The sequence below is a fragment of the Janthinobacterium sp. GW821-FHT03A03 genome (genome assembly GCF_059421435.1).
Window position 1 is genome coordinate 588,723 of sequence record NZ_JBWKUZ010000002.1, and the last position, 25,293, is coordinate 614,015.

Consider the following 25,293-nt stretch of genomic DNA (forward strand, 5'->3'; position numbering starts at 1 on the left):
AACAATCGTGAAAAGCACCGTTGCCACGCAGGCCTAAATATGGAACCACGATCCCCTTCTTTCGCATCGACCTGGCTTCTGGCCATGCTTCAAGGGCAGACCTATGACCAGATTGCAGCGCGGTTTCGTGTAACGAACTCGACTGTCTCCAAATCCGTCAGCGATTTGGCGCGGGATCTACAGACAGTCGTTGGTGTGGTCCGCCTCGATGAGGACAGTACTCCCACTGCCCATCTCATCCGCGCGCATGGGAAAGACTACCTGAAAGCGCTGGAACACTTCGTGCCGCTGGCGAAACAGGCAGCCACAACCATACTTCCGATCATTACCCAGGCACACATTGACCAGCTGGTGTTACACACAGCACGGCATAGCCGCTGCAAACAGCGCGATATCGCCCTTCTCCTCATACTTATCCATACCGGTGCACGTCCGAATGAGATCGCCAGATTGACCGTTGCCAATTACATCGATGCGGCGGGCCAGCACCGCTCTCCGCCATGGCTGCCAGCCGGTGCCGCTTCGAATGGCATAGCACGCCCGCTTCTGCTTCGCGACGCAACAGTCCTGTACTGGCTCGACGCCTATTTGGCGTGGCGCCTGCCCTGGACGCCCATTCGCCGGCGTTGATGGCGCTTGCGCGCCAGATCCGGCGCTTGGCCGATCATTGCCCGGTGCTGATGTTGCAGGGGACGTTTTCACACGAACCACCCGGTACGCTGGATCTGTTTTCCCCGCTAGGGGGCCGTTATCCCATACACGTGGCCAACCGCCGGCAGCGGGTCATTCTCAACAGCCGGCGTGAATGGACGGCTTCCACACACTCGCGCTTCGATGCCAATGACTGGCGCGACACGGACTGCGCCCTCCTCTGCTCCTGCGTTCCGACCATGAACAAGGAGAATTTGGCCGCCAGTGTCGGTGCGGAACAAGCCGGACAGGCCATGGGGCACTATCTGGCTGACCTTCTGGCCGGCTACGCGCCAGGCAATCTACTGGCGCGCCAGCGGCGCATTCCCGCCATCGCGCTCTCCCACGGTACCGTGATCGGCTGCATGACAGAACATGGGGTGCCGATGGCGGGAATGGACCATGAATTTACCGCAGGCGCGCTGTTTCAGGCACAGGCCAATGCGTTCATGCTGGGGCATATTCATCTGCATCAGGCGTGTGACCACAACGGACAGGTGCCTACCCCGGCTCCATTGGACGCTTGCATTACGGCGAACTCGATTCCCCAAAGTTGATTGCAGGCCTGGTTCGTTAGACTCAGTCCACTTAGAACTTACTGAACATCACGAAACCTGGTTTCCAGCACGCCCAATAGATGACTGAGGGCTGCTCTTTGCGCGCTCTGCTTGGCCACGACAACGGGGCCTCCCTCTATAGGCGGGCCAAGAATGCAGCATGACGCCACTCCTCCAACGTCCCTGCTGGCCACAGGCATCCACTCCGAAGCTGAAATTTTTGGCTAAAAAAACCCGCCAACTGAGGGCGGGTTGAATTCAATTTTGGAGGAGCTGGAAAAGACGGCTAAAATATGCTGCGCCGCAGCATAGCTTGCCAATCATCATTTGTAATGAGATGCATCGCAGGTGAGAATACTGTCATCACTTGATTTCAATGCATCGCCATGGGCCCTGACGAGGATAACGTGAGCCGCTCAATCATCGCCTGAACAGCCTTCATCTGTGGTGCGCTCTTGTATGCATAATTTGGCCCCGTGTAACCATACCAATCCCAGCAGCCTTGGGGGTTAAGCGGTTGTGAATCGTTCACTTGTGGATAAAGCATGATTATGTTGTTGCTATCGGCCCAGTCGTTATAACTGCTTTTCCCGTAGAAGTCGTCGCCGACAACCTTCTCCGACTGTAGGCAACCATGAAAAGCAACGTGCACTTTACAGCTGACACCTTGGGTACAACTTGCTGGTATGTACGCATAGGCATCGTCAGCCATACTGGTCGATGTATCGGCGAACTCACGCTGATTGAATGTTAGCAGCAGGCCTGTACGTATCTTGGCGGGAGGATTGAGCGGCCCATAAATATGGGAAAGTATTGCACCGGGTTGGTCATATGCCGCCTTACCTACTGTGCACTTACTGACGAACGGGGCCTTGTTTGCACTACAGGCATTTCCAAAACTTGGTGTCAATAACGCATGCCCGGACGGCACTTTATTAACATAGACCAGATTTATGTTTGGCACACCAACACCTTTAAAAAAATCGACCGTGGCATTAACAGCTGACTGATACACCACAGTATCCTTGGTGCCACTAAAAACGTAAACGCGGCTTTTTTGCAAGCTAATTAGTGGGTCGATGTCTCCGTTTAACGCGAAAAGTTGGGCCGCCGCCACCATTAAGTTGGGATTGGGTGGAAAAAACGGAACTGTTCCCATGCAGATGCCGGCATAGGTTAGTAGGAAGTTCGAAGCGCAATAATATGGGCCGCCTGCCACTATTCCTGCCCCGGAGACCGAGGCTGAGTATGCGACTTGGTATTGCACTGCCATAAACGCGCCTGACGACAGGCCAGACACGGATGTACCTTCAGGGCTTGCACCCACGCCCGGAAGTGGGGCACTCGCCTGAAGCGATGGGGATATAGCAAGTGCCAGCAACATTGTGACAGTAGAGGAAAGTAATTTCATAGCAACTCCTACATGGCAAATCATAGGAATGAAGGCGCTAACGTGCCCCTCATCGCGGAATTGACGCACTGCAGCACACAGTACAATCGGATACTCCCACGATTAGTATCATTGCAGTTTAATTATTATTTTTAGTGGTAAAAATACAAATTCCAAAATGCATCGAAAATTGTAAAAATATTTATATTTTCCATTCTTAGTACAAAAAAACGACCGATACAATCGCCAGACTCCAGATAACTACTTGGGTTCCATGAGAATGGACAATAAATTTAATTTATATAGTTTATGTAATTTCCGCTTATCGCTACTGTCAACCTATTCATTGCTTCCGGCGCAAGTTTCACATATTTGTGTGAAAGACTCTGGTCAGAGATGGTTAGCTTTTGCCTCCGTGTAGACTGCCTTGTGCATGCTGGGCCTGCCCACGACAAACGGGAGCTCCCTCTATAGGCAAGCAGAGAACGCAACATGAGACCACTCCCCAAATGTCCAATTGGCCGCAGGCTTCCGCCCAAAGCTAAAAGTTTGGGCTAAAAAAAACCCGCCAACTTGGGCGGGTTGAATCCAATTCTTTGAGGAGTTGGAGGAGACGAATCAATTATGCTGCGCCGCGCCATCCTTCGCCAATCATCATTTGTAATGAGATGTATCACTGCTGAGAATGACATCCGAGGCCGGCATGGCCATGTTTGAGTCCTTCGGCGGGACTGGTACTATCTCCGAGTATTGGCCCAGCAATTGCGCAGAAAAATGGCAGCTGAATTTGTCCGCAGATGACGTGGACAGCACTGTGGATAAATCATGCATTTGGACGGGAGAGCGAGCGTCGCGGGGGGGGGGGGCATAGCAATTGCTTGAATTTTTAACAATATCTAGTCAACGGTTCTTGATTCCTAGCTGGTGCCTTGCCACCTGACCTCAAGCTCCCCACCTACGTATTCAACCGCTCTCGGGCACTTCTCTCACAGCCAAGCAAACCGTTGGCCGAAGTGCAAGGTCGTCTCAAAGTCAGTACGAACGAGACCGATGTAACCGAACTCCAAATAAAGAAATTTTACTTGTTAGTTTGACATTTCTCGCTACACTTAAAATTGATCTTGCATCCCGTTCAACGTAAAGGAGTTGCCATGAACATCCTCGTTCAGTACGAATTTCGTCCGCAGCCCGGCAGCAATTTCATCAATCTGATAGAAAGCGTCAAGGTCGTTGCTGCATTGTGGCGTAAGTATGGCGCAGAACCATCATTATGGAGTGTGAACGTTGGCGAAGCCGGGAACTTGTCATTCACAGTCCCTTTTGCAACATTTGCTGACTATGGAAAATGCATGGACGCATTGACTGCCGACGCGGATTTCCGCCTGTGGCAGACACAGAACTCGGATGCTGGAAATGGGCAGTGGATACGCAGCAACCTGTATCGTCACATGTCAATTTGAGAAACGTTACCTGAGTGTATGTGCGGTGTTACCGGCTCTATCATATTGGCGATTTCCTGACGAATTTTGTTGAGCGAACTGAGCTTGGTTTTGTCGCGTTGTTGATCAAAGGGCGAAGTTATCCGGGCATGGCACTTCTGCCCTTAAACTGGACGGCCGTGTCCTTCCGGATCGCCGTTCGACGCTATCGCCTTTTGAAAAAGCGCTTCGCAACAGTCATGTCACGCTTCGCTGTGAGCAGGAAGTCGACAGTCTTGCCTAGCGTGTCGACGGCACGGTAAAGATACTTCCAGATGCCATTGACCTTGATGTAGATTTCGTCCATCCGCCAGCTGCGGCCGACCGGGAGCTTGTGTTTTTGGGCCATTTTCTTGATGAACGGCAGCAATCCGAAACACCGTGTGTCGGTGCGCATTCTGGCAACGACTTCGTCCGTGTAATAAACCTTTCTCGTAGAGCAAGTCATCATGGAACCTCCTCCAACCATACATTCTCTGGTCACTTCGCAGCCCTTGCGGTCGCGTAACCCAAAGCACCGGTAGCGATTCAGTCATATATGCTTTACAAGTTCAACCTGCCTTGAGCTTTCCGCCAAAAAAAGCGTTCTAGAGCACCCGCACCCTGTGCTGGAAGGTGTAGCGCGCCAGCGCGGCCTGGAATGCCGTCGTGTCGCCCGCGGCGCTCCATTCGATGACAGTGCCGTGCCGCTCATCGGGACGCGCTTCCAGCGTCAGCAGCTCGAGCTGCAAGGCGCTGGCCTCCGCCTGCACGACGGACAGGATTTCGCGCCGCAGCAAGTCGGGCTTGAAGATTTTCCCCACCGTCGTGGTCGGCAATGCAGCCACGATATGGATGGCCTTCGGCAGCGCGGCCCGTTCCGGTATGTGTTCGATGGCAAATTGCTGCAGTTGCTCCGGCGTGGCCGTCGCTCCCGGATGCAGCTGGACATACGCGACGGGCAGCTCGCCCGCATAGGCATCGGGCCGCCCCACGGCGGCGGCCAGCGCCACCGCCGGATGGCGGCACAGCGGCTCTTCGATCCACTTCGGATCGATATTGTGGCCGCCGCGGATGATCAATTCCTTGGTCCGGCCCGCAAGCCAGACATGGCCGTCCGCCTCCATGCGGCCCAGGTCGCCCGTATTGAACCAGTCCTGCTGCCTGCCCTCCCCGTCCGGGCAGGCTACCCAGATGCCCCGGTTGTGCACGGGGTCGAGATAGCCCTTGAACAGATTCGGCCCCCGGATCAGCAAGGCGCCTATCTCGTCCGCTTGCGCCTCGCGCACATAGGCGCCGTGCGCATCGAGAATGGCGATGCGCACGCCTTGCCACGGCAGGCGCAAGCCGATCGAGCCATAGCGGTAATCGCCGCCCGGGATGTTCAGGGTCGAGACGCAGCCGCCTTCCGTCAAGCCGTAGCCTTCGCCGATGCGGATGCCGAAGGTGTCCATGAAGCGCTTGAACAGCTCCTGCGGCATGGGCGCCGCGCCGCAGATGCCGAGCTTGACGCAGGAAAGGTCCAGTCCCGCGCTGGGCGCCTGCAGCAGCGCCGCATAGATCGTCGGCACGCCCGAAAACGCCACCACCCGGTGATGCGCGACGATTTCCCAGAACAGGGAAATGAGCTGCGGCGCGCGGTAGCCTTGTGGCGTGGCCAGCAGTACATGGCCGCCATGGCTCCAGCTCGACAAGCCCGTCACCAGCTGCGCATTCACGTGAAACAGGGGCAAGCCGCAAAACATGGTGTCGCCCGGGCGCATCAGCGCATCGCCGATCACGGCCGTCACCTGCAGCGCATTGGCCACTTCCGTCAGATGCGTGCGCACGGCGATCTTTGGCATGCCGGTCGTGCCGCCCGTGCAAAAATAGGAGGCGACGTCATCCAGTGCCGGCGTTGCGAAATCGAGCTGCTGCGCGCTTTCGCGCATCAGCAGGCTGTGGAAATCGTGCACGGGCAAGTCGACCTGCAGCGGCGCGGCCTCGCCGGCCCCCTGCGCCGCCGTCCCATAGTGCTCGGTCGACACGGCCACGATGGCTTGCAGGCTGGCGATGCCGGCAACGGCTTGCGCCACCTTGTCCCACAGCTCCTGGCCGCTGGCGGGCGCCACGGTGACCACCAGCCGCGGCTGCGCGGCTTGCAGCAATTGCCCGATGGTGGCGGCTTCCAGCATGGGATTGATCGCCATCACGATGCCGGCCGCTTCGCCACCCCAGATCGTCCAGTGCGTTTCCGGCAGGTTCGGCAGGATGAAGGCGACCAGTTCGCCCCGCTCCAGGCCCAGCTTGCGGAACATGTTCGCCGCGCGCGTGATCTGTCCCAGATTCTCGGCATGGCTCCAGACATGGGCTCGCGCATAGTCTTGTGCGCGCATGAAAAAGGACAGCGCCGGCGCATCGGGCGCGCGCGCCGCGCCGCGCCGCAGCAAGTCGTAGGTGCTGGCGACGCCATCAAGCGGCAAATCGCTGGCCGCTTCGAGGGCCAGCAAATCGCCGATGCTGGCGAGGGAAGTCAGGGAAGTTGGCATATTGAGTCCGTCACAAGGTAGGCTGAACAGCTGTCAGCGGGGAGCATACGCAATGCCGGCGCGCCTGGCCAGCGCAGCGTCGGCCATGCGTGCGCGCACGTGGCCGTAGCCGCGTATGCCCTCGGGCCAGGAAGCCAGTTCCAGCATCTGCCCGCCGCTATCCTTCCCTTGCGCGATGCGCGCCAGGTCGTCTTCATAGAGGCTGCGGATGCGCCGGTTCAAGGCCGCTTCCGCGCCACGCGCAAACGGGTCGAGCTTCCCGCCGCGCAGGAAACGCAGGCTGGCCAGCAGGCGGAAGGCCGGCAACACCCAGGCGCCCACGGCCGTCTTGCGCACCTGTCCCGTGGCCGCATCGGTCTTGCCGAACGGCCCGCCCGCCAGGTGGAAGCGGATCTGGAAGTCGCCCTCGAAGCTGCCGGCCAGCGACTGACGGAACTCCTTGCGGCTATACAATCGCGCTACCTCGAATTCGTCCTTGACGGCCAGCACGCGGAAATATTGCGTGGCGACCTGGCGCAGGATCTTTTCCGACGCCGCGTCCTGGCCCAGCGCCGCGCGCAAGCCCTGCATCCGCTCGCGGTAGAGCGCGGCCAGCTCCGCATCCTGGTACACCTGCAATCTGGCGCAACGGTCTTCGATCAGTGCCGGCAAGCTGGGTTGCTGCGCCCGCGCGAAATGCACTTGCTGGGCCGGCAGCACCTGCCGCTGCACGGCGGCCGGGTCGTGGATCAGCCAGCGGCCCACGTCGAACGCGCGCAAGTTGGCCTTGACGGCCACGCCGTTCAGCTCTATCGCCCGGCGCATCGCTTCCAGCTTCACGGGCAGCAAGCCCTGTTGCCAGGCGCAACCCAGCAACAGCATGTTCGACAGGATGGCATCGCCCAGCAGCGCTTGCGCCAGCTCCGAGGCGTCAACGAAATGCGCGCGCTCGCCCAGCACACTGCGCATGCCTTGCGCCAGGCTGTCCGCATCGGCAGACCAGTCGGGCTGGCGCGTAAAATCGCTGGTCGGCACCACTTCCGTATTCACGATGGCCCTGGCCAGGCCAGGGCGCAGGCGCGACATGGCCTCGGCGCCGGCCGCCACGATCAGGTCGCAGCCCAGCAGCACATCGGCTTCGTGCTCGCCGATGCGCGCCGCATGCAGCTCGCCGGCGGTGGGCGCCAGGCGGATGTGCGACGCCACCGCGCCGTATTTCTGCGAAATGCCCGTCAAGTCCAGCGAACTGCCCGCCTTGCCATCGAGGTGCGCCGCCATCGTCAGCACGGCGCCGATGGTCACCACGCCCGTGCCGCCGATGCCCGCGACGAGCAGCGATACTGGTTCGAAGCGGTCTGCGACGGCGGGGCTGGGCAACGGCGGAATCGTCAGCGCCGCTGCGCCGGCCGCCTTGCGCAAGGTCGCGCCGTGCAAGGTGACGAAACTGGGGCAAAAGCCCTGCACGCACGACAGATCCTTGTTGCACGACGATTGGTTGATCTTGCGCTTGCGCCCCAGCGGCGTGTCCAGCGGTTCGATCGCCAGGCAGCCCGACTGTTCGCCGCAGTCGCCGCAGCCTTCGCACACTTCCGGGTCGATATAGGTGCACACCTGCGGATCGGGCAGCTGGCCGCGCTTGCGCAGGCGGCGCTTTTCCGTCGCGCAGGCCTGGTCGTAGATCAGCACGGACAAGCCGGGATAGGCACGCAACTCCTGCTGCACGCGCTCCATCGCCGTGCGGTCCCAGATGGGCACATTCAGCGCCTGGCGGCGCTGCGCGTACGCGGCCACGTCGTCCGTGACGATGACGATCTTGCGCACGCCTTCGGCCTGCAGCTGTGCCACCGCCTTGTCGACGCTGATGTCGCCATCGATGGGCTGGCCTCCCGTCATCGAGACAAAGCCGTTGAACAGCAATTTGTAGGTCATCCGCAAATTGGCCGCCACGGCCTGACGGATGGCCAGGTAGCCGGAGTGGAAGTAGGTGCCGTCGCCCATGTTGGCAAACACGTGTTCCTCGTCCGTGAACGGCGCCTGCCCCATCCACATCACGCCTTCGCCGCCCATGTGCGATACCGTATTAGTTTTCAACGGGTCGTTCAGCATGGCGATGGTATGGCAGCCGATGCCCGCCAGCGCCCGGCTTTCCTGCGGCAGCCGGGTCGAAATGTTGTGCGGACAGCCGGCGCAGAAACTCGGCTTGCGCAGGGGCACGGCGCCGGCCGGCGCCTGGCAGGCGGGCGCGCTCCCGGCCGCCACGGCCATCTCCAGCAGTTTCGCGATGGCGGCGCTGATCAGCCCCGTGTTGAGCTCATAGCAGATGGGCAGCTCCGGCCGTCCCCGCAAGCTCGACCATTCCGGCGCGCCGTCGAATTTGCCCCGCACCACGGGCGGCGGCGACAGGCGCGCGTCGAACAGGATCGATTTGAGCTGGGCTTCGAGCAGCGGACGCTTTTCCTCGACCACCAGTATCGTTTCCAGCCCCTGTGCAAAGTCGCGCACGATCTGGTCTTCCAGCGGCCACACCATGCCGATCTTCAGCAGGCGCAGGCGCTGCCCGACCGGTCCGTCCGCGGTGACGCCCAGGCGCGTGAGCGCCTGCATGGTATCGGCATACGACTTGCCGGCCGTAATGATGCCCACGCGCGCCTGCGGCGCCGGCCACACGAGCTGGTTCAGGCCGGCCATCCGGGCAAACGCCACGGCAGCCGGCAGCTTGTGCACATACAGCCGCTCTTCCGCCGCTGGCGCCATTTCGAACTTGCGGATGTGCAGGGAAGTGCCCGGCGTGGCCGCAGCCGGCGTGGGCTGGGGCAACGGCGCCAGCTGGCCCACCGTCACTTCCGCCGCCGACTCCACCACATCGGTCACCAGCTTGATGCCCACCCAGCAGCCCGTCTGCCGCGACATCTCGATACCGCGCAGGCTGAAATCGAGAATATCCTGCACATTCGCCGGGTACAGCACGGGAATGCCGGCCGCGATCAGCGCAAAGTCCGACTGGTGCGCCGTGGTGGACGACTTCGCGCTATGGTCATCGCCCGCCAGCACCAGCACGCCGCCCAGCGGCGAGGTGCCGGCAAGGTTGCCATGCTTGAGCGGATCGCCGGCGCGGTCCACGCCGGGACTCTTGCCATACCAGATGCCGAACACGCCATCGACCCGGGCGCCGGGAAAACTGCCGACGAACTGGCTGCCCCAGACAGCCGTGGCGGCCAGATCCTCATTCACGCCGGGCTGGAAGTGAACTTGCGCCGCCTTCAGGACGGGCGCAACGCGCCACAGCTCCATGTCGAAGCGGCCCAGCGGCGAGCCGCGGTAGCCGGAAATGAAGCCGGCCGTATTCTTGCCCTGGGCGGCGTCGAGCCGGCGCTGGTCCAGCGCGATGCGCACCAGCGCCTGGTTGCCGGTCAGATAGACTTGGCCCTTTTCCAGTAGGAAGCGGTCATCGAGGGACGTGGGCTGGGCCTCGGCTTGTGGTGTGATGCGAGCGTTCATGGGATCCGGATTTTCAAAGTGGTCAATGGGTGGTCAAGAGAGATAGTCAATAGTCATGGCTGTATTGCAGGCCGATGATCTGCTGGCGCGTGCCGATGCTTTCCCGCCCGGACGAGCCCATGGCGGCGGCCAGCGCGGAGGGGCCGCTGCGCGTTTCCTGCGGCGCATACAGGTAATACGCGGACCACTGCGCGCCGCCGCCCGCATAGCCGGCACCCAGCGTGTAATGGCGGCGGAACGTGGATGGCGAATTGATGTTGGCCGAAGTGCTGGCGCTGGCAAATGCGGCCGTGTTGTACGACAGGCCCGCCGACAGGTGCAGGCGCGGCGTGGCCTGGTAGCGCACGCCGCCCTTGTAGACATTCATGTTTTCCCAGCCATTGCCGGCACCGCCCGCGCTGCCGAACGGATTGCCGCCATCGAAGGGCCGGTTCGCCAGCGCCGCCACGCCCTTGTAATTGATGCGCTGGTAGTCGGCCAGCAGCGACAGCTGCGGCGTGGCCGCCAGGGACAGGCCGATCAGATAGTTTTCCGGCACGTCGAAGCGGCCCGCATCGGCCAGCAAGCCCCGGTATTTGCCGAACTCGCTCATGCGCACGCGGGGCGACCAGGAAGCGCCCAAGCCCAGCTGCTCGCTGGTGCGCCAGTAGGCCCCCAGGCGCAGCCCCAGTCCGTGGGCCGTCGCCGTGCCCTGGTTGCTGACCCGCCCCGGCGACTGCGAGGAAGCGGCCAGCATCTGCACCCCTTCCGCCTTGAACAGCTGCCCCACCAGCAGCAGCGAGGCGCCCAGCGACACGTCGGGCGCCACCTTCATCGACACGCTGGGCGCGACGATCAGCTGGCGGATGCTGACGCCCGTCCTGCCCGCGCCGCACATGGCATTGCCCAGCGTGCCGGGACAGGCCGTCGTCGAGTCCGGCAAGAAGGTCGAGGCACCATTCGCATAGGCGACCACGCTGACCGACATGGCGGGACTGATCAGGGTGCCGTAGGCGAATTCGCCCACCGGTTCGAAAGCCCGTTCACTGTCCGTGTACGTGTCGAGCAGGGGCGCGGCGGCGGTGCTGCGCGACATGCGCGTCCTGCCCTGGATGATGGCCATGCCAGCTTCCAGGCGTTCGCCGGCCCCGTCGATCCATATGGTGGTGGCAGGATTGCTGGCGCCGCCCAGCACTTCGCGCGTGACGGCCGCCGACGCGCCGCCGACGCCGCGCGCTTCGGCGCCATAACCGACTTGGAAGAAGCCGTTGTCCGCCTGGGCCAGGGTGTGCGCGAGCGCGCCGGCCATCGCGATGGCCAGATGTTTCGTTTGCATGCAAGTCTCCGTTATTTATAATTTTTGGATAACACTCTTCCTGAAACGCCTGCGCTGACTACCCTCCTTCCTGTTTGCCGATGATGTTCGCGAGCGAGCCCAGCCCGTCGATGGCCACCTCGACCCGGTCGCCGGCCGCCAGGAAGCGCCATTGCTCGATGCCCGCGCAATTGGGCACGCAGCCCGTGGCCAGCAATTCGCCCGCCTGCAAGGTCTCGTTCCATGACGCGTACTCGACGATGCGTTCTATCCTGTGGCTCATCGCGGCCGTCGTGCCGCTGCCCCGCAATTCGCCGTTTACGCTGACCGTCACCTGCAGCGCATGCGGGTCGGCGATGTCGTCGCGCGTCACCAGCCAGGCCCCCAGGCTGTTGCTGCCATCGAAGTCCTTGCCCTTGGCCGGTCCCGCGCTGGGGCGTGAACCCATCTCCTTCATCAGTTGCGAGCGTTCGGAAAAGTCGTTGAAGATCAGGTAGCCGAACACATGCCGCATCGCCTGGCCGGCCGGAATATTCTTGCCGCCACGGCCGATGACCACGCCCAGTTCCGCCTCGTAGTCGAGCATGGGGCCGGACGATGGCGGCGCGATCGTGTCGCCCGGACCCGACAGATTCAGGCGCACGCCCTTGTAGTAGGCGGGCGCCGCATAAAACGACGGCGGAATCTTGAACAGCGCGCGCAGCAGCAAGGACGCCAGCGGATTCTTCTTGCGCTTGAGTATCTGGCCGAAGGCGTTCTTCAGATGCTGGGCGTAGACGCTGAAACAGCGGATTTGCGGCGGCTGCAAGGGCAGCTCCAGCGTGACGGCATGCACCGCGTGGATGTGCGCGCTGACGGATGCTTCAAGCACGCGCCCCAGGCTGGCCTGAATCGCGGGCAAAGTAGCCGCCTCGTGTTCAATGATGGCCAGCAGGCTGGCGAAGCGCGCATCGGACGCATGCAGGGCCGTGATATCGAGCAGGCGCCCCCCGTCGAGCGCTACGCCCGCATGGCGCTCGATGCCAGGCGCGGAAAAACTGCACAGCCTCATGGCAGCGTGACGAAACGCCGGCTGACGACATTGCCCGCGCCGAGCAAGACCCGGTCGGCATCGCCCTGGCGGTGCCGCTCCAGCAGGTAGTCGGGGTCGAACTCCACGCCGATGGCGTTCTTTTCAAACGCCCCCGAGTGAAACCACACGTCGAGTTCTTCCTGGCTGGAGAAGTTATCCACCTGCAGCTCCACCTGCACGCCGTCCGGGTCGCGGAAATACATCGACGTCGTCGGCCCGTGGTTGATGCACCAGACGGGCGTGATGTCGATCTTCTTCAGGCGCTCGTAGGTGTGCAACAGGTCGTCGAGCGAGGCGTAGGTGAACGCCACATGGTCGAGCCCCGTGCTTTCGCGCCGCTTCGAGCTGAAATTGGCCGTATTGATCAGGGCCAGGCGGTGGTGTTCCTCGTCATACGACAGGAAGCACAGCAGCTCGTTGCGGAACATGATCCGCGCGCCCAGCACGATGCCCCACCAGTCGATGGTTTCCTCGAAATGGCGCGAGGCCAGCACGATGTGCGCGAGCTTGGCCGGCTGGCGCGCCTGCGGGTCGGAACAGGGAATCGGGAATTGCTGCATGGTATGGCTCATGGTGTCTCCTTGGTGGGGTCTGTCCTGCGCATCAGGATTGGTAGTTATTGTGGGAAAACAGGGTGGCAAAGACGTCCGCCAGCGCTTGCGCGGGCGCGGCGCAGCGATGGCGGCTACGCCACACCACCACGCCGTCGCCGCGCACCAGCAGCGCGCCGTCCGGCGCCATTTCCAGCGCCTGCGCGAAGGCTGGCGCGGCGAGGCGGAACTGGGCCGCGTCGCTGTCGTCGATGCAGGGACAGGCGATGCGTATGCCCCATTGCGCATTGACGGCATCGAGTGCGGCCAGCCATGCAGCCCGTTGCGACGCCTGCACCAGCAGGGTCAGCGGATGCTGGCGCGCCAGGTCGCGCGTGGAAAGGTCGCTGCCGCGCTGTCCGCTCCACGCGTGGGGAATCAGGCCGCCGGGGCTGGTGGTAGGCCAGTACTCGGTATGTGCGTTCGGCGAACGGGGATGCGGATGCGGCTCGCGGCAGACAAAACCGCGGGACAGGGCGTGGCCCAGGTCCATGCCCAGCGTGACGAACACTTCGCGCTGCCTGTCGATGGTGCGCCGCACGCGGGTGCGCAGCACGGCGCCGTCGCCCGACGCCTCGGCCAGCCTGGCCAGCGGTTTCAGGCCGCCCGCCAGCAGGCCGCCGACCAGCTTGCGCGCCAGCGCGCGCGGCAGCAGGCGCACGGGGGCCGATGCCGACAGCGCGGCCAGCTTGCCCAGTCCCGCGGGATCGAGCCCCGCCGCCGCCATCACCTGGTCCGACAGGCCGGACAGCTCGCGCGTGCGGCGCGCATGGTCGTCGATGCTCTGCCGGCGCTCGCTCGCATAACTGTCCAGCAAGACGTCGCGCAAGGCGGCCGCATCGCCGGCGCGCAGCAGCAGCGCCAGGCGCCAGGCCAGGCTGGCCGCATCCTGGATGCCGTGGTTCATGCCGAAGCCGCCGATGGCGGAAAAACCGGCCGCCGCGTCGCCGATCAGCAGCGCGCGGCCACGCCGCAGCGTCGCCGCGCGGCGCAATTCCATGTTCCACGGCCGCACCGACATCAGCTCCACCGGCACTTCTGCGTCGCCGATGGCCGCACGCACCATGGCCAGCGCCTGCGCGTCGCCGATGTCGGCCGCCGTCAACAGCGGCGGCAGCACGGCGCAGCTGAGTACCCATTCGCTGTCGTCGGCCGTGTGCGCGGACAGCGCGCCGGCGACGCCGGCGTTGAGTATCCAGTACAGGGGGCTGGGCCGGGCCGACGTCAGGTGCGCCAGATTTGCCCGGAAATGTATCTGCACCACCGCTTGCAGCGGCGTCGCCGCCGAGGCGATGCCCAGCGCCTGGCGCGTGCCGCTGGCCGCGCCATCGGCGCCGATCACGTAGCGCGCCGCGCGCTGCGCCTTCTTGCCGCTCGCGCAGTGCGCCAGGGTCAGCGTGGCGGCTTGCGCGTCCTGCGACAGCGCGACCAGCGCATGCCCGGGCAAAAATTCGATCAGGGGCTGCGCCAGCACCTGCGCGCGCAGGATGGGGTCTGCCACGTTCTGCGACAGGTGCAAGGGACGGCACGGACTGCATGCCAGCAAGGCCGCCGTGTGGGCGGGATCGCCGAGCGGTACGCAGCGGCCCAGGTCCACGCCGGCCAGCGACGTACACCAGGTGATGTAGCGCAGCTTGAGCGGCGGCGCGCTCGCTTCCCTGAAGTCGTCCGCCAGCTCGGGCGCGATCGAACGCAGCACTTCCATCGAGCGTATCGACCAGACGTTGCCGCGCGGATGCGGGTCCGCTTGCGTGCCGCGTTCCACCAGCACGCTGCGGATGCCATATTGGGCCAGCAGCAGCGCCAGCACGGAGCCGGCCGTACCGGCGCCGACGATGGCGACAGGCGCCGTTTCGCCACCGCGCGCGCGGTGGCTATCTGTTTGAGTTGAAATCACGGCGATACCTTCAGTGAAGAACGGCCGCCCGGGCGGGCAAACCGAGATGGAACAGGCTGGCAAAGATGCCGATCAGGTCATCGGCTTGCGGCAGGTCGACGTGCGCATGGCGCCAGGCGATATGGCCGTCCGGGCGCACGAGGAACAGGCCATCGGGCTGCTGCTGGTTGAAGGCGGCCAGGCGGCCGGCCTCGTCCGGATGAACGAGCGCGTCGAGATCGGCCGCGTGCAGCGCCACGCCCAGCACCGCGGCGGCCTGGCGCGCCAGGTCATGCACGGCGCCGGCGTGGCGCCCCATGCCCGCCAATACGAAGCGTTCACCGCCGAGCAGGCTGTGCGACGACAGTTTTACGCCAACCGGCGCCGCCAGATGAAAGTGGGGAAAGCGCGCGCCGGGGTGGAACGACGGCAGGTGCTCCAGCACCGGGTCGCCGGCCTGCGGCGCGCGGCTGCCGTCACCGCGCACGGCCGCGCTGCGGTACAGGTAGCCCAGATCCAGACCTATGGTATTGAAATGGGCGAACTGGTTTTCCGCCGCCTGCTGCACGCGCTGTCTTTGCAATGCATGCGGGCCGCCGGCCGCCAGTTGCACCTTGTCCGTGCGCGCCTCGATGGGGGCCACCAACAGCTTCTTGACGCCGCTGCGCACGGCGCGCGGCAGGATCCGCGCCGCCAGGCTGGCGCGCAGCCTGGCCAGACGCGGCAAATGGTCCATGTTCAAGCCCAGGGCGTCGCTCACTTCGCGCATCTTGTGGTGGTTCACCGTGCTGGCCTGGCCATTCGCCAGCGCCACCGGCCGCCGCTCCTCTTCATAGGTCTGCAGCAGCGCCGGCCCCGCCTTGCCCTGGATGACCAGCGCCAGCTTCCAGGCCAGGTTGTGCGCGTCGGCCGCGCCCGTGTTCAGGCCCAGGCCGCCCGTGGGCGGGAAACGGTGCGCCGCATCGCCGACGAGGAAAACCCGGCCTTGGGCGTAGCGTTGCGCCGTGTGCGACTGCATGGTCCAGCTGGAAGTGGAGGTAACGCGCAGCGGCATGGCGTCGTCGCCCAGCGCGGCGCGCACGATGCGCTCACAGCGCTCGACGGGATAGTCGCGCGGCGATTCGCAGGCGGGAAAATACGGCGTCATGAACACCGAATAGCGGGCCGCGTCGTGCACGATGAAGGTGCCGGGACAGCGGGCCGACATGATCCAGAACAGGATCGATGGCCGGTCTTGCACCAGGTGGCGGATATCGCCCTCGAAATTGATGGTGATCAGGTTGGCCAGGTCCGTCTGGCCCTCCATCGCGATGCCGCACTCGCGCCGCACGCGGCTGCCGGCGCCATCGGCCGCGATGATCCAGTTGCTGCGCACGCGGTACTCCTTGCCCGTGGCGCCATCCTTCAGGCGCGAGATGGCGTGATCCTCGCCGTGCTGCGCGCCCAGCCAGGTCTGGCCGAAGGCCGTGCGGCACGGCACGCGCCGCGACAGGTGCTGGAACAGCAGGCGCTCCAGCTGGTGCTGCGGGATATTGCGCGTGATCTTGCCGCTGGAGCGCGCCAGCTTTGCCGCATACGCGGAGCCGCCGATATCGATGCTGGCCAGGTCGCCGCCGGCCAGGGTGCGGCGCCACGTCACATGGCTGGCGCCATCCGCATGCGTGGCGATGCCGGCCAGCTCGGCGTCGCCGATGCCGATTTCCGCGAGGATTTCCAGCGTGCGGCTGTTGATGACATGGGCTTGCGGCGCCAGGTGCAGATCGTCGCGCTGCTCCACGATCAGGGATGCGATGCCCCGGTCCGCCAGCAAGGCGGCCATGAGCATGCCTATGGGGCCGGCGCCCACGATGAGCACCGGTACGTCTGTTTCATGCATATCTGTCTCCTGTCATGACGGTCGGTCCGCCACGTCAATTTATATAAGTATCAGCGCAGCTTATATAGTTATAAGATTGAAGTCAACAGCAATTCCACGACATGCATCGGACGACGGCGGTCGGCGCGCGCGCCGTATAATGGCGCGCAAGCGGGCAGCGTTGCGGCTGCGCGACAGGATGAAATAAGAACCGGGCAGAACAGCCCGGTGGCGTGACCTTCAATGAAAAATATGACAGCAGACGACAAGCAATCCACACAAGCCGGCCCCGCCTGGAGAGCCACGCTGTTCAATGCCGACACGCCGCCGACGGCGGCGCCGGAAGCGAATGGCAAGCAAAGGCTGATACAGGCGGCCGAGATCGAGTTCTCGCAGAAGGGCTATGAAGGCGCGTCGGTGCTGTCGATCGCGCAGCGGGCCGGCGTCAAGCAGCCGCTATTGAATTACCACTTCGGCAGCAAGGAGGGCTTGTGGCGCGCCGTCGTGGCGGGCGCGTATGCGGAAGCGGAAGAGTTTTCCCGCACAGTAGACCAGACATTAGCGTCGGCCGACCCGCTGACGCACTTGAAAGCGCAATTGAAAACCTTTGCCGTGATCAATGTGCTGCACCCGGCCGCGCATACGCTGGTCTTCAAGGAAGTGGCCCAGGGCGGTCCCCGGCTGGACTGGATCATCGCCACCTACATGAAGCCCTTCCACGCGCGGCTCGACGCGCTGATCCTCGAATGCCAGGAACAGGGGCTGCTCAAGCGCTATCCTGTCGAGTATGGCAGCATCATGATGACCGGCATGCTGACCTCCGTGCAATCGTCGATGAACCTGCTCAAGGGCATCTACGGCATCGATACGATGACGGCGCAGCAGGCGGAATTGCACGCCGATCAGCTGATCGACGCCCTCTTCGACGGCATCGCGCTGCGTCCGGCCTAGTTTGGCCTAATTCTCGCCCTGGGCGGATGGGCCGGCATCGGCTTGCGATGGAGATCGCGCCAGGCACAGTTCCAGTCTGGCGATCAGGGCGCGCACTTCGTCGTGGCTCTGTTGCACAATTTTCCGCCAGCGACGCCTGAATCGCGGCTCGGGGAAACTGTCGGCAGGTGTACACCCAGCAAACCGACGTATCGAACGACCAACTGGACGGAGTACAACACGGCGTTGAAGTGCGTGGTTCGCTGCTCATCTGGCCGGACCAGAACATGTGCCCCCTCTCATGGCAGAGCATGATCCAGTCGCGCGCGGCCGGTGATGAGGTTCTTAGGGACTCCCAGCCTTGCTTGGACCGTCCAGATCCAGTTCACGCACAGTGAGGCTTGGCTCACGCAGCCCCTATCAAGCGTAAAGTGCCTGACTGATTTCTTCGTCAATCGTATTGGCGAACAGGTCGACACTCAGCATATGAACGGACTAGAGTGGCTCGTCGTATTCAATTGATTCAGGCCTCCCCCGACACGCTGGCGTACCTTTCCGGTTCTAAAACGGGCCAAGTGGAAATGACCATGTTTCTTATATAGAAGAGACGTTTCAATTCAAGCGTCGAGGGCATTTAAGTGTACACGTGTGTGGTCATTCCGGCAGCAGATAGGACACAATGCGGCCCGAGTATGTTTCGACATCCGGGCAATACTCCTCCCCTATCATTAAAAAGGAAGATTACATGAGCCATTTAAACATACCGCACACCAGTAAAGCGCTCGCAGTGTTTTTCCATAGCCGGACGGTGCCGGTATTATTTGCGGTATTCGCAGCGATCCTAGCGGCGGTATCGGGTTTTGTGCTGTATCTGAGTACGACCCTGCCCCAAAAGACGCTGAGTGACACCTCTGCCATGTCGCTGCGTAACGGCACAAAATTAGGTACACACAGCAACATACATATTCTCTATGGTGCTGCGGCTTTTTTATTGCTGCTCGCACTGCTGGTGCTGGTGATGCGCGCGGTGATGCTTAAGCGGCAGAAGAGCCGTTTTGAACTGCATGAAGACGGTGTGATCCACGAATCTGATGGCATTCGCAGCTACGCTGCATTTGCAGATATACAGGACCTGTATCTATTCGCTGGGGGCACCACCGCCATGACCGGCATGATCAACAATTTTGCCTACCGCACAGGCGCCGACCAGCCATGGATATGGGCAACTGGAGAACTTAAGGGGTTTGATGATTTCATGGATGAGTTTCGTTCCCGTTACGTGTCGCACCGCATGCCCGTTTTAAAACAGAAGCTGGCAGACGGTGAACGCGTTAACTTTCATTATATTAGTGGTGGCGAAGTTTACAAGAAACGATTCTTCGGTGATTTCCTGAATTTCAAGACCCATGAATTGGCGATATCGACCGAAAGCTTACATGTGGACGGAGCAAGGTGGCCTCTTGCCAGCCTGAAGTGCATGAATCTAAGTAACTGGACTGAGAAACTGACCATCACGGATGCGGCGGGCAGTACGGTATTTTCGTGCATCGGTACGGGCATCCTGAATTTCGATCTCTTCGTCAATATACTCGATGAAGAGATCGCTCAGCTTTCTTAGACTTAATCGGGGCGCGCGGCCCGGATACGCTTTCGACCTTGCGCGCCGCGTGCGGTGGTAGCCACGACGAGATCAAGAATAGATCAATAGTGAATCGCCACGAGCACACTAGACACTACTCCTAAAAATAGTATTGGTTAATACATTATGACAAAAGAAACAATAGGAAGACTGGTAAAGATCCTTAAGAAGACACCCGAATGGGCATCAGGCCGTTCGTTCCCGACCGATCACTTTGACGACTATATGGCCGGCAAGGGAAGTGTTGCAGCCTCGGTCGACGGAATATTTGGACTGTTTTCACTGGGACTGCAGGAGTGCAAGCAAGGTCTGCTAGCGGCAGCGGTGAATCAATTTGAATCGGCGAATCGGCATATGGCTTTCGGTTTCAGCCGCATGATTTATGCCGAAGCGATTGATGTATTCAGCATGAAGAACTCGCAACGGACGACATACTGCGACCTCAATGGATCTGCACACCTGATGCTCGGCGCCATTGCGATGGGCCGCCCGGAACTCGTTAAACCTTTGCATCAAACCATATTCGACGCCATCGAAGGCGGATACGGCATGCGTGATGGCCATGATCGGCAGTATGACACGACGCTACGTTACGCAGCCTTCGCCCTATCGATCGTCGGCGACTGGTTGGGGCAGCCGCTCGATTTGAAAAGATATGCATTGCCATCTGACCCGGAATGGGAACCATTGGTCGCCAACTGGCGCAGCACCGATAACGATGTAGTGCTGTCCTCGCTGCGGCTTGCCTGTGATACACACGTGGCGCGCATTGCATTAAATGACCGTGAAAGCAATTCCGGAAAATTTGAATTTGACTCGGAATTTCTCGCAGTGTATCCCACAGAAATCCTTGCAGTACTGCGCTTGCGTGACCTACTTGGCTTGCCGAACCCTCAGATGATCAATCACGCCCTCATGAAAACGCCCTACGCGGCCATTACTTGTGCGCCAGCAGAAGTGAAGGAGCATGATGAATTGCTTGCGAAATTCCTGACGATGGTACGCGAGCGCGACCCACAGGCGCTTCCTCCCGGGCTTTAAAATATGTACTCCCGTCATAGTACACTCTCAGGTTATTTAGGCAACAAGGCCGTGCACTTTAGGCATACGCTGATTTCCACCAACAATATTTAATGTTGGAATGAGGAATTCTAGAAAAATCGATACGATACCCATGAAAAAAAACCATTACACCCGTCTCACCCCCTTAGTACGTTCCTTACCTTTTTTCTTGTTGGCCAGTTGCGAGATACTGAGGCAAGCAGTGGCCGCGACAATTGCGCCCATCGCGGCTTTGCCTCCGATGACCATTCCTTTGTGCATCAACGAACAGTGCGGTGTGCTGGACCAAAACGGCGCCATTCTAGTTAGCCCCGACAATGACTATGACAACATCGCTTCCGCACCTTCCCACAACACCTTCCTCTTTGCCAAAGACGGCTTCTGGAACCTGGCTAGTGCCAATGGCAAGCGGATCATCAAGGAACGCTTTTCCGATGGCGAACTATTGTTTTTGACGCCTGGCTACTACGGCATTGGCCATGACGGAAAATTCAGTGTCATGAATGCGCAAGGCGATGAAATCCAGCCTGCCAAGTTCGATACCCTGTTTCTCGGTGGGAACAAAGAATTCATCGTATATGAAATCGACGGCAAGCTCGGCTTTTTGAGTACAACCGGGATATTGATCACCGAACTGCTATTCGACTCCGCTGGTATCTGGACGAACTTGGCCCAAACAGGCGGCTGGTTGACTGCTCTGCGCGGTAACGAAAAATGGATCGTCAATATCAACACCCGCGAACAGAAGAAGGTCACGTTTGACAAGATTTCTTCGTTTGCAGACGGACACATGGTGGTCGCTATGAATGATGGCGGGCAAGGCCTGGCAGATGCCAATGGCAATTTGCTGACCGAGCTCAAATACCAGCGACTGGGTCTGCCGGGCAACGGCTTGGTGGCTTTTCACGAGGAATCCCTCAGTCCGTGTGGTTACCTGGACTATCAAGGCAGGGTCGCGATTCCGGCAACTTTTTCGTCCTGCGAAGTATTTGGCCAGCAAGGTGCGCTGGTCATGACCAAGACTAGCGATGGCACATATGGAAACTACGGAAAAGCGGGGTTGATCAACCGCTCCGGTGAATGGCTGATCCAGCCGACCTATGATTGGGCAGGCCCGGCGGGTCATAGCGTCATGGGTATGCTCAGAAATGTGCCCGGCTACAATAGCATCGCCATGCGGCAAGGTGATTATAGATACGGCATCTTTAACGTCAACAAGGGCGTTGTGGTGTTTCAGCCTGACTACTTACAAATAGGTGTCCTTAACGATAACCTCTTTGTCTTTACCAAACCCGATACGCCGCTCAAAAAAACAACCATGTTTGGTCAGGCAACGCAAACCCCGCCAGTCGGGGTCATGGACGCCGCAGGCAAGGTACTGATAGAGCCGGGGCAGTACATCGACATCCGGCTCGATGCCACCGGCCATTACCTGATCGCCATGGAAAATACGACGGCCCAGTCAGCCTTGGCTCTGTATAACCTGAGCGGAAAACAACTGGTCCCGGCCAAGTGGCAAGAACTTGTGATCAATGAAGCGCGTGGAGTAGTTTTCGCTTATGAACGTATGGATTCTGACCAGCCTGGAACCCTGAAGGCAGTCTACAGCCTTGACGGAACGCCAAGCTTCCAGCTTAGCCGCATCGCCTGCGGCGCCGAACAGGTGCTTAACAGCAAAGGTCAGACGCTCTGGCCAGCCAATCCTAAAGCATTCTGTCCACAATCCACCAAGGACGTAGGCAAAAAGGGACGAAAGCCACAAAAGGCAGTGAGATAGCCCCCTGATTCCCCGGACACAGCCTATGCGTTATTCTTATGGATAGGAATAGGACTGTGCATATGACTAGGAACAAGCAAACAATCGAGGTGGTGACGGTGAACCACGAGCACCGCAGGCGCTGGTCTGCCGAGGAAAAGCGGCGCTGGTGCGCGAGACTTACGAGCCGGGGATAAATGTGTCGCTGGTCGCTCGCAAACACGGCGTGGGCGCGAGCCAGTTGCTTAACTGGCGAATGCGCGAGCGCGAAGGTGCGTTGACGGCGGTGACTGCTGGCGAGTCTGTCGGGCCGGCGAGCGAACTAGCCGCTGCACGTACCCAGATCGCTCAGCTGCAGCGCATGCTTGGTAACAAGACGATGGAGGCGGAAATTCTCAAGGAGGCTGTCGAGTTCGCTCGCGAAAAAAGTGGATTGCGCGCTCGCACTTGTCGGGCAAGGACGACCAGTGAAGCCGGTTTGTTCTGCCCTTGGTGTAGCGCGCTCGCATGTTTCGCAAATGATGATTCGGTCCGTCGATTGGGTCGATGGCCGCACCGTACAAACGTTTCATCAACCTGCTGACGCGATCCTGGTCGACGCGGTGCGCGCCGAGATCACCGCAAGCCTACGCGGTAGGAGCGGCATGCGCAGATGGCGAGGGATCTGACGCCAATGGCTGCGCAGCGGCGTCGCCGATATCGGGTGCAGCCGCTTCTTCCTCACCAAACTTAGCCCCGAGGAATGCGCGCAGGAGCTTGACGGCGCTGCGCCTGATCTCCGGTTCGCCTTCGCGCAGCCAGGCCGCCGCCTCGCCCGGGTGCGACTTATAAGCCGTCACCAGTTCATTCACCGAAGTCACGTCGCGTACCCTGCCCTCATTAAACTCCAGGGCGACGGGTTCGGGCAAGTCCAGCAGGGCCGCATGCTGCGTCACGAAGGCGGCGGACTTGCTGATGTTGCTGGCGATCTGCCCCCGCTTCAGCCCCTTCGACAGTTCACGGCCAATATAGTTGGCGATCTCGCGCGCCGTCAGCTCGTTGCGCTGCAGGTTTTCCACCATCTGGTCGGTCTCGCTGTCGTCGTCGTCGATAAAGCCGGGGATGGTCGCCAGCTGCGCCAGCCGCGATGCACGGTAGCGGCGCGCGCCGTGATTGATGATGTAGTGGCCGGGCCGTTCGGGATGATGGCGCACGGAGATCGGTGTCTTGATCCCGCGCAGGCGGATCGAGGCGGCGAGTTCGGCCAGGCTATGCGCCGTAAAGCCCGGATTCGCGGCCGAGCGCGGCTGCAGCGGGTCTTCGTCGATATGTTCAAGCGGTAACGCCAGCGGCCTGCCCTCCGGCGCACGGCCGCTGCCGGCGCCCGGCGGCACGGATGCCTTCTTCATCGCGGCTGGTCCGGCTTGCCGTACGCCACGAACCAGGTCAGGTAGCAGAAAAAGCCATAGTGCAGCAGGAAGGTCCATCCGGCATGCGCGCCAGGCGTATCCCACAGCACCAACGCGCGCAGCAGCTGGAACAGCACGTCACACACCATGATGAAGCGCAGCACTGGCCAGCACAGCACGGTCAGAACCCATATTATCTGGCATACACTAGGGCCATCTGCCGATACCAGCGACGCAGATCGTCGTCCAGGCGCAGGCGAGCATGCCTTGTCCTTGCTCTTGGTAACGCCTGGAAACTGAATAATGTCGGCCATGCTGACCTCCTCATCTGTTGCGCGCAACTCATCGCCGCGCGGAAACACAGCATATATAGTTGCGCGACACAGCTGCTCCCATCTTGATCTGGATTAAACCGGTGCACTTGCATACACCTGTTTTTAGCAGCTAAAACTGCGCAGACCATCAAATGCCCTTGTGGCAGCGACTTGCAAACACCTTTGATCTAGTCGATATACCCGCCCGATTCCAGTTGCATTGGCGGTATGCGCCATCGATACTGACTACGTATTTTCGAAATAATGATTGTGAATACAGTGTCGGCACACCGCCGCTGGCGACACGACCTCAACGATCCGATCTGAATCATTGCCGCCATGCTGACACCGAACCTGTATCACTCGCTGAGGAGCAAAAGGAGCATCCCATGACCCAAGTCACATTTCCTTCCAACCCAGAGCCACCCGCAATTCCAACGCTCAATGAAGAGCGTTTCATCCGCTTGGCTGAAGTGCTGGCCACCTGCGGGAAATCGCGCAGTAGCGTTTATGAAGGCATCAAGGATGGCACCTTCCCTGCCCCGGTAAAACTCAAAGGCCGCTCATCGGCCTGGCTCAAGAGTGAAGTGCTGCACTGGATGCAGGCGTGCGTTGCCGCACGGCATCCTGTCACTGTTGCAAAACAGGCTCCTCCGATGCAAACGGTGGGTGCGACTGGTTCAAACAGGCGCGCCAAGCGCCAGCCTGCGTAAGGATGTCCCTGCGCCCCCCTTAGACAGCAGGCGGCAGGGAAATGGTGCAAAAGTCAGACCATGCCTGCATCAGCACGATACGCTTGTCGAACAGGTCGCCGCGCCTATAGGCCGCTTCCACGCTGTCCGGCAAGCGGTGCGCCAGCGCATGTTCACATACCTCGCGCGAAAAGGTATTGGCTGCCGCCTCGGCGCACCAGTCGCGGAACGAAGAACGGAAACCATGTACGGTGATGCCGTCAAACTGCATGGGGCGCAAGACTGCCGTCAAACTCATGTCCGACAACTGAGCGCCACGCTTGCGACCTGAAAAGATGACGTCCCCTTGACGCGGCACTGCGCACAGCAGCGCAGGCGGCTCACCAGACAGCGGCACGTGATGCTCCTTGCCGGCCTTCATGCTCTGCGCTGGAATCGTCCACAGCGCCGCCTCCAGATCGGACTCATGTTGCCGCGCGCGCCTAATCTCTCCTCAACACGCCGCCGTCAGAATCGTAACGCCAGCGCAGCGATCCTCTCAATGTCCAGCGTCGACCGCAAAGGTCCAAGTCTGTTTCCCGTACTTTTCCCGTACCAAACAAAAAAGGCCTACACCGGATCAGTGTAAGCCTTTGATATCAAACGAATTCTTGGTGGGAAGTGCAAGTTTCGAACTTGCGACCCCTGCAGTGTGAATGCAGTGCTCTACCCCTGAGCTAACCTCCC

At 60.9% G+C, this 25,293-nt stretch carries 19 protein-coding genes, 1 tRNA gene and 2 pseudogenes; 9 read left to right on the forward strand and 13 right to left on the reverse strand.

Annotated elements, in window-relative coordinates; genetic code table 11:
* Window positions 1–39: 39 nt before the first annotated feature.
* Window positions 40–630, forward strand: a complete 591-nt coding sequence (locus tag AC07VI_RS09295; protein WP_143450755.1) for a hypothetical protein — start codon at window positions 40–42, stop codon at window positions 628–630.
* The gene (locus tag AC07VI_RS09300) at window positions 594–1,247 is read left to right on the forward strand and encodes a hypothetical protein (protein WP_143450754.1); all 654 of its coding nucleotides are present in this window, start codon (window positions 594–596) and stop codon (window positions 1,245–1,247) included. The genes AC07VI_RS09295 and AC07VI_RS09300 overlap by 37 nt, the downstream gene beginning before the upstream one ends.
* A gap of 373 nt (window positions 1,248–1,620) precedes the next feature.
* Here AC07VI_RS09300 and AC07VI_RS09305 read toward each other — a convergent pair whose 3' ends face one another.
* Window positions 1,621–2,658 (reverse strand): extracellular catalytic domain type 2 short-chain-length polyhydroxyalkanoate depolymerase, encoded by a 1,038-nt coding sequence (locus AC07VI_RS09305; protein ID WP_099375881.1) that lies wholly within the window; start codon window positions 2,656–2,658, stop codon window positions 1,621–1,623.
* Between the two features lie 1,130 nt (window positions 2,659–3,788).
* Between AC07VI_RS09305 and AC07VI_RS09310 the strand changes: the two genes are divergently transcribed.
* Entirely contained in the window at window positions 3,789–4,097 is a 309-nt protein-coding gene (locus AC07VI_RS09310) for a hypothetical protein (protein WP_086147524.1), read from the forward strand.
* 164 nt (window positions 4,098–4,261) lie between these two features.
* On the opposite strand, the pseudogene AC07VI_RS09315 reads toward AC07VI_RS09310, so the two are convergent.
* The 8 genes and pseudogenes from AC07VI_RS09315 to AC07VI_RS09350 form a co-directional block, all read right to left on the reverse strand.
* Window positions 4,262–4,485, reverse strand: a pseudogene (locus AC07VI_RS09315) (DDE-type integrase/transposase/recombinase); the annotation flags it as partial.
* A 217-nt stretch (window positions 4,486–4,702) separates the two neighbouring features.
* On the reverse strand, window positions 4,703–6,622 hold the full coding sequence (locus AC07VI_RS09320; protein ID WP_099375880.1) for an acyl-CoA synthetase: 1,920 nt from the start codon (window positions 6,620–6,622) through the stop codon (window positions 4,703–4,705).
* 33 nt (window positions 6,623–6,655) lie between these two features.
* Window positions 6,656–10,099, reverse strand: a complete 3,444-nt coding sequence (locus tag AC07VI_RS09325) for an indolepyruvate ferredoxin oxidoreductase family protein (RefSeq protein WP_099375879.1) — start codon at window positions 10,097–10,099, stop codon at window positions 6,656–6,658.
* Between the two features lie 46 nt (window positions 10,100–10,145).
* Window positions 10,146–11,414, reverse strand: a complete 1,269-nt coding sequence (locus tag AC07VI_RS09330; protein ID WP_492994551.1) for an OmpP1/FadL family transporter — start codon at window positions 11,412–11,414, stop codon at window positions 10,146–10,148.
* 58 nt (window positions 11,415–11,472) lie between these two features.
* Entirely contained in the window at window positions 11,473–12,444 is a 972-nt protein-coding gene (locus AC07VI_RS09335) for a fumarylacetoacetate hydrolase family protein (protein ID WP_492994553.1), read from the reverse strand.
* Window positions 12,441–13,037 (reverse strand): VOC family protein, encoded by a 597-nt coding sequence (locus AC07VI_RS09340; protein ID WP_086147529.1) that lies wholly within the window; start codon window positions 13,035–13,037, stop codon window positions 12,441–12,443. The genes AC07VI_RS09335 and AC07VI_RS09340 overlap by 4 nt, the downstream gene beginning before the upstream one ends.
* Window positions 13,038–13,068: 31 nt before the next feature.
* Window positions 13,069–14,952 (reverse strand): FAD-dependent monooxygenase, encoded by a 1,884-nt coding sequence (locus tag AC07VI_RS09345; protein ID WP_193068894.1) that lies wholly within the window; start codon window positions 14,950–14,952, stop codon window positions 13,069–13,071.
* Window positions 14,953–14,962: 10 nt separating this feature from the next.
* Window positions 14,963–16,807 (reverse strand): FAD-dependent monooxygenase, encoded by a 1,845-nt coding sequence (locus AC07VI_RS09350; protein ID WP_099375875.1) that lies wholly within the window; start codon window positions 16,805–16,807, stop codon window positions 14,963–14,965.
* Window positions 16,808–17,038: 231 nt separating this feature from the next.
* On the opposite strand from AC07VI_RS09350, the gene AC07VI_RS09355 reads away from it, so the two are divergent.
* From AC07VI_RS09355 to AC07VI_RS09375, 5 genes and pseudogenes are all read left to right on the forward strand, one after another.
* Entirely contained in the window at window positions 17,039–17,737 is a 699-nt protein-coding gene (locus tag AC07VI_RS09355) for a TetR/AcrR family transcriptional regulator (protein WP_172404790.1), read from the forward strand.
* Window positions 17,738–18,461: 724 nt separating this feature from the next.
* Window positions 18,462–19,334 (forward strand): hypothetical protein, encoded by an 873-nt coding sequence (locus AC07VI_RS09360; protein WP_492994557.1) that lies wholly within the window; start codon window positions 18,462–18,464, stop codon window positions 19,332–19,334.
* A gap of 147 nt (window positions 19,335–19,481) precedes the next feature.
* Window positions 19,482–20,396: a hypothetical protein gene (locus tag AC07VI_RS09365; protein ID WP_492994559.1), complete on the forward strand. Its 915-nt coding sequence runs from the start codon at window positions 19,482–19,484 to the stop codon at window positions 20,394–20,396.
* A 133-nt stretch (window positions 20,397–20,529) separates the two neighbouring features.
* A complete protein-coding gene (locus AC07VI_RS09370) occupies window positions 20,530–22,194 on the forward strand; it encodes a WG repeat-containing protein (RefSeq protein WP_492994561.1) in 1,665 nt (554 codons plus the stop codon).
* Between the two features lie 62 nt (window positions 22,195–22,256).
* Window positions 22,257–22,790 (forward strand): annotated as a pseudogene (locus AC07VI_RS09375) (transposase); the annotation flags it as partial.
* A 9-nt stretch (window positions 22,791–22,799) separates the two neighbouring features.
* Here the strand turns inward: AC07VI_RS09375 and AC07VI_RS09380 are convergent.
* Complete coding sequence (locus AC07VI_RS09380) at window positions 22,800–23,561, reverse strand: ParB/RepB/Spo0J family partition protein (RefSeq protein ID WP_099375870.1); 762 nt, start codon at window positions 23,559–23,561, stop codon at window positions 22,800–22,802.
* A complete protein-coding gene (kleE, locus tag AC07VI_RS09385) occupies window positions 23,558–23,875 on the reverse strand; it encodes a KleE stable inheritance protein (protein ID WP_143450753.1) in 318 nt (105 codons plus the stop codon). Before kleE ends, AC07VI_RS09380 begins: the two co-directional genes overlap by 4 nt.
* 389 nt (window positions 23,876–24,264) lie before the next feature.
* Here kleE and AC07VI_RS09390 point away from each other — a divergent pair, with 389 nt between their 5' ends.
* Window positions 24,265–24,588 carry a helix-turn-helix transcriptional regulator gene (locus AC07VI_RS09390; RefSeq protein ID WP_099375868.1) on the forward strand — a complete coding sequence of 108 codons (324 nt, stop codon included), beginning with the start codon at window positions 24,265–24,267 and terminating at the stop codon, window positions 24,586–24,588.
* A gap of 19 nt (window positions 24,589–24,607) precedes the next feature.
* Here AC07VI_RS09390 and AC07VI_RS09395 read toward each other — a convergent pair whose 3' ends face one another.
* Window positions 24,608–24,865 (reverse strand): site-specific integrase, encoded by a 258-nt coding sequence (locus AC07VI_RS09395; RefSeq protein WP_143450752.1) that lies wholly within the window; start codon window positions 24,863–24,865, stop codon window positions 24,608–24,610.
* 353 nt (window positions 24,866–25,218) lie between these two features.
* Window positions 25,219–25,293: transfer RNA gene (locus tag AC07VI_RS09400), tRNA-Val, on the reverse strand.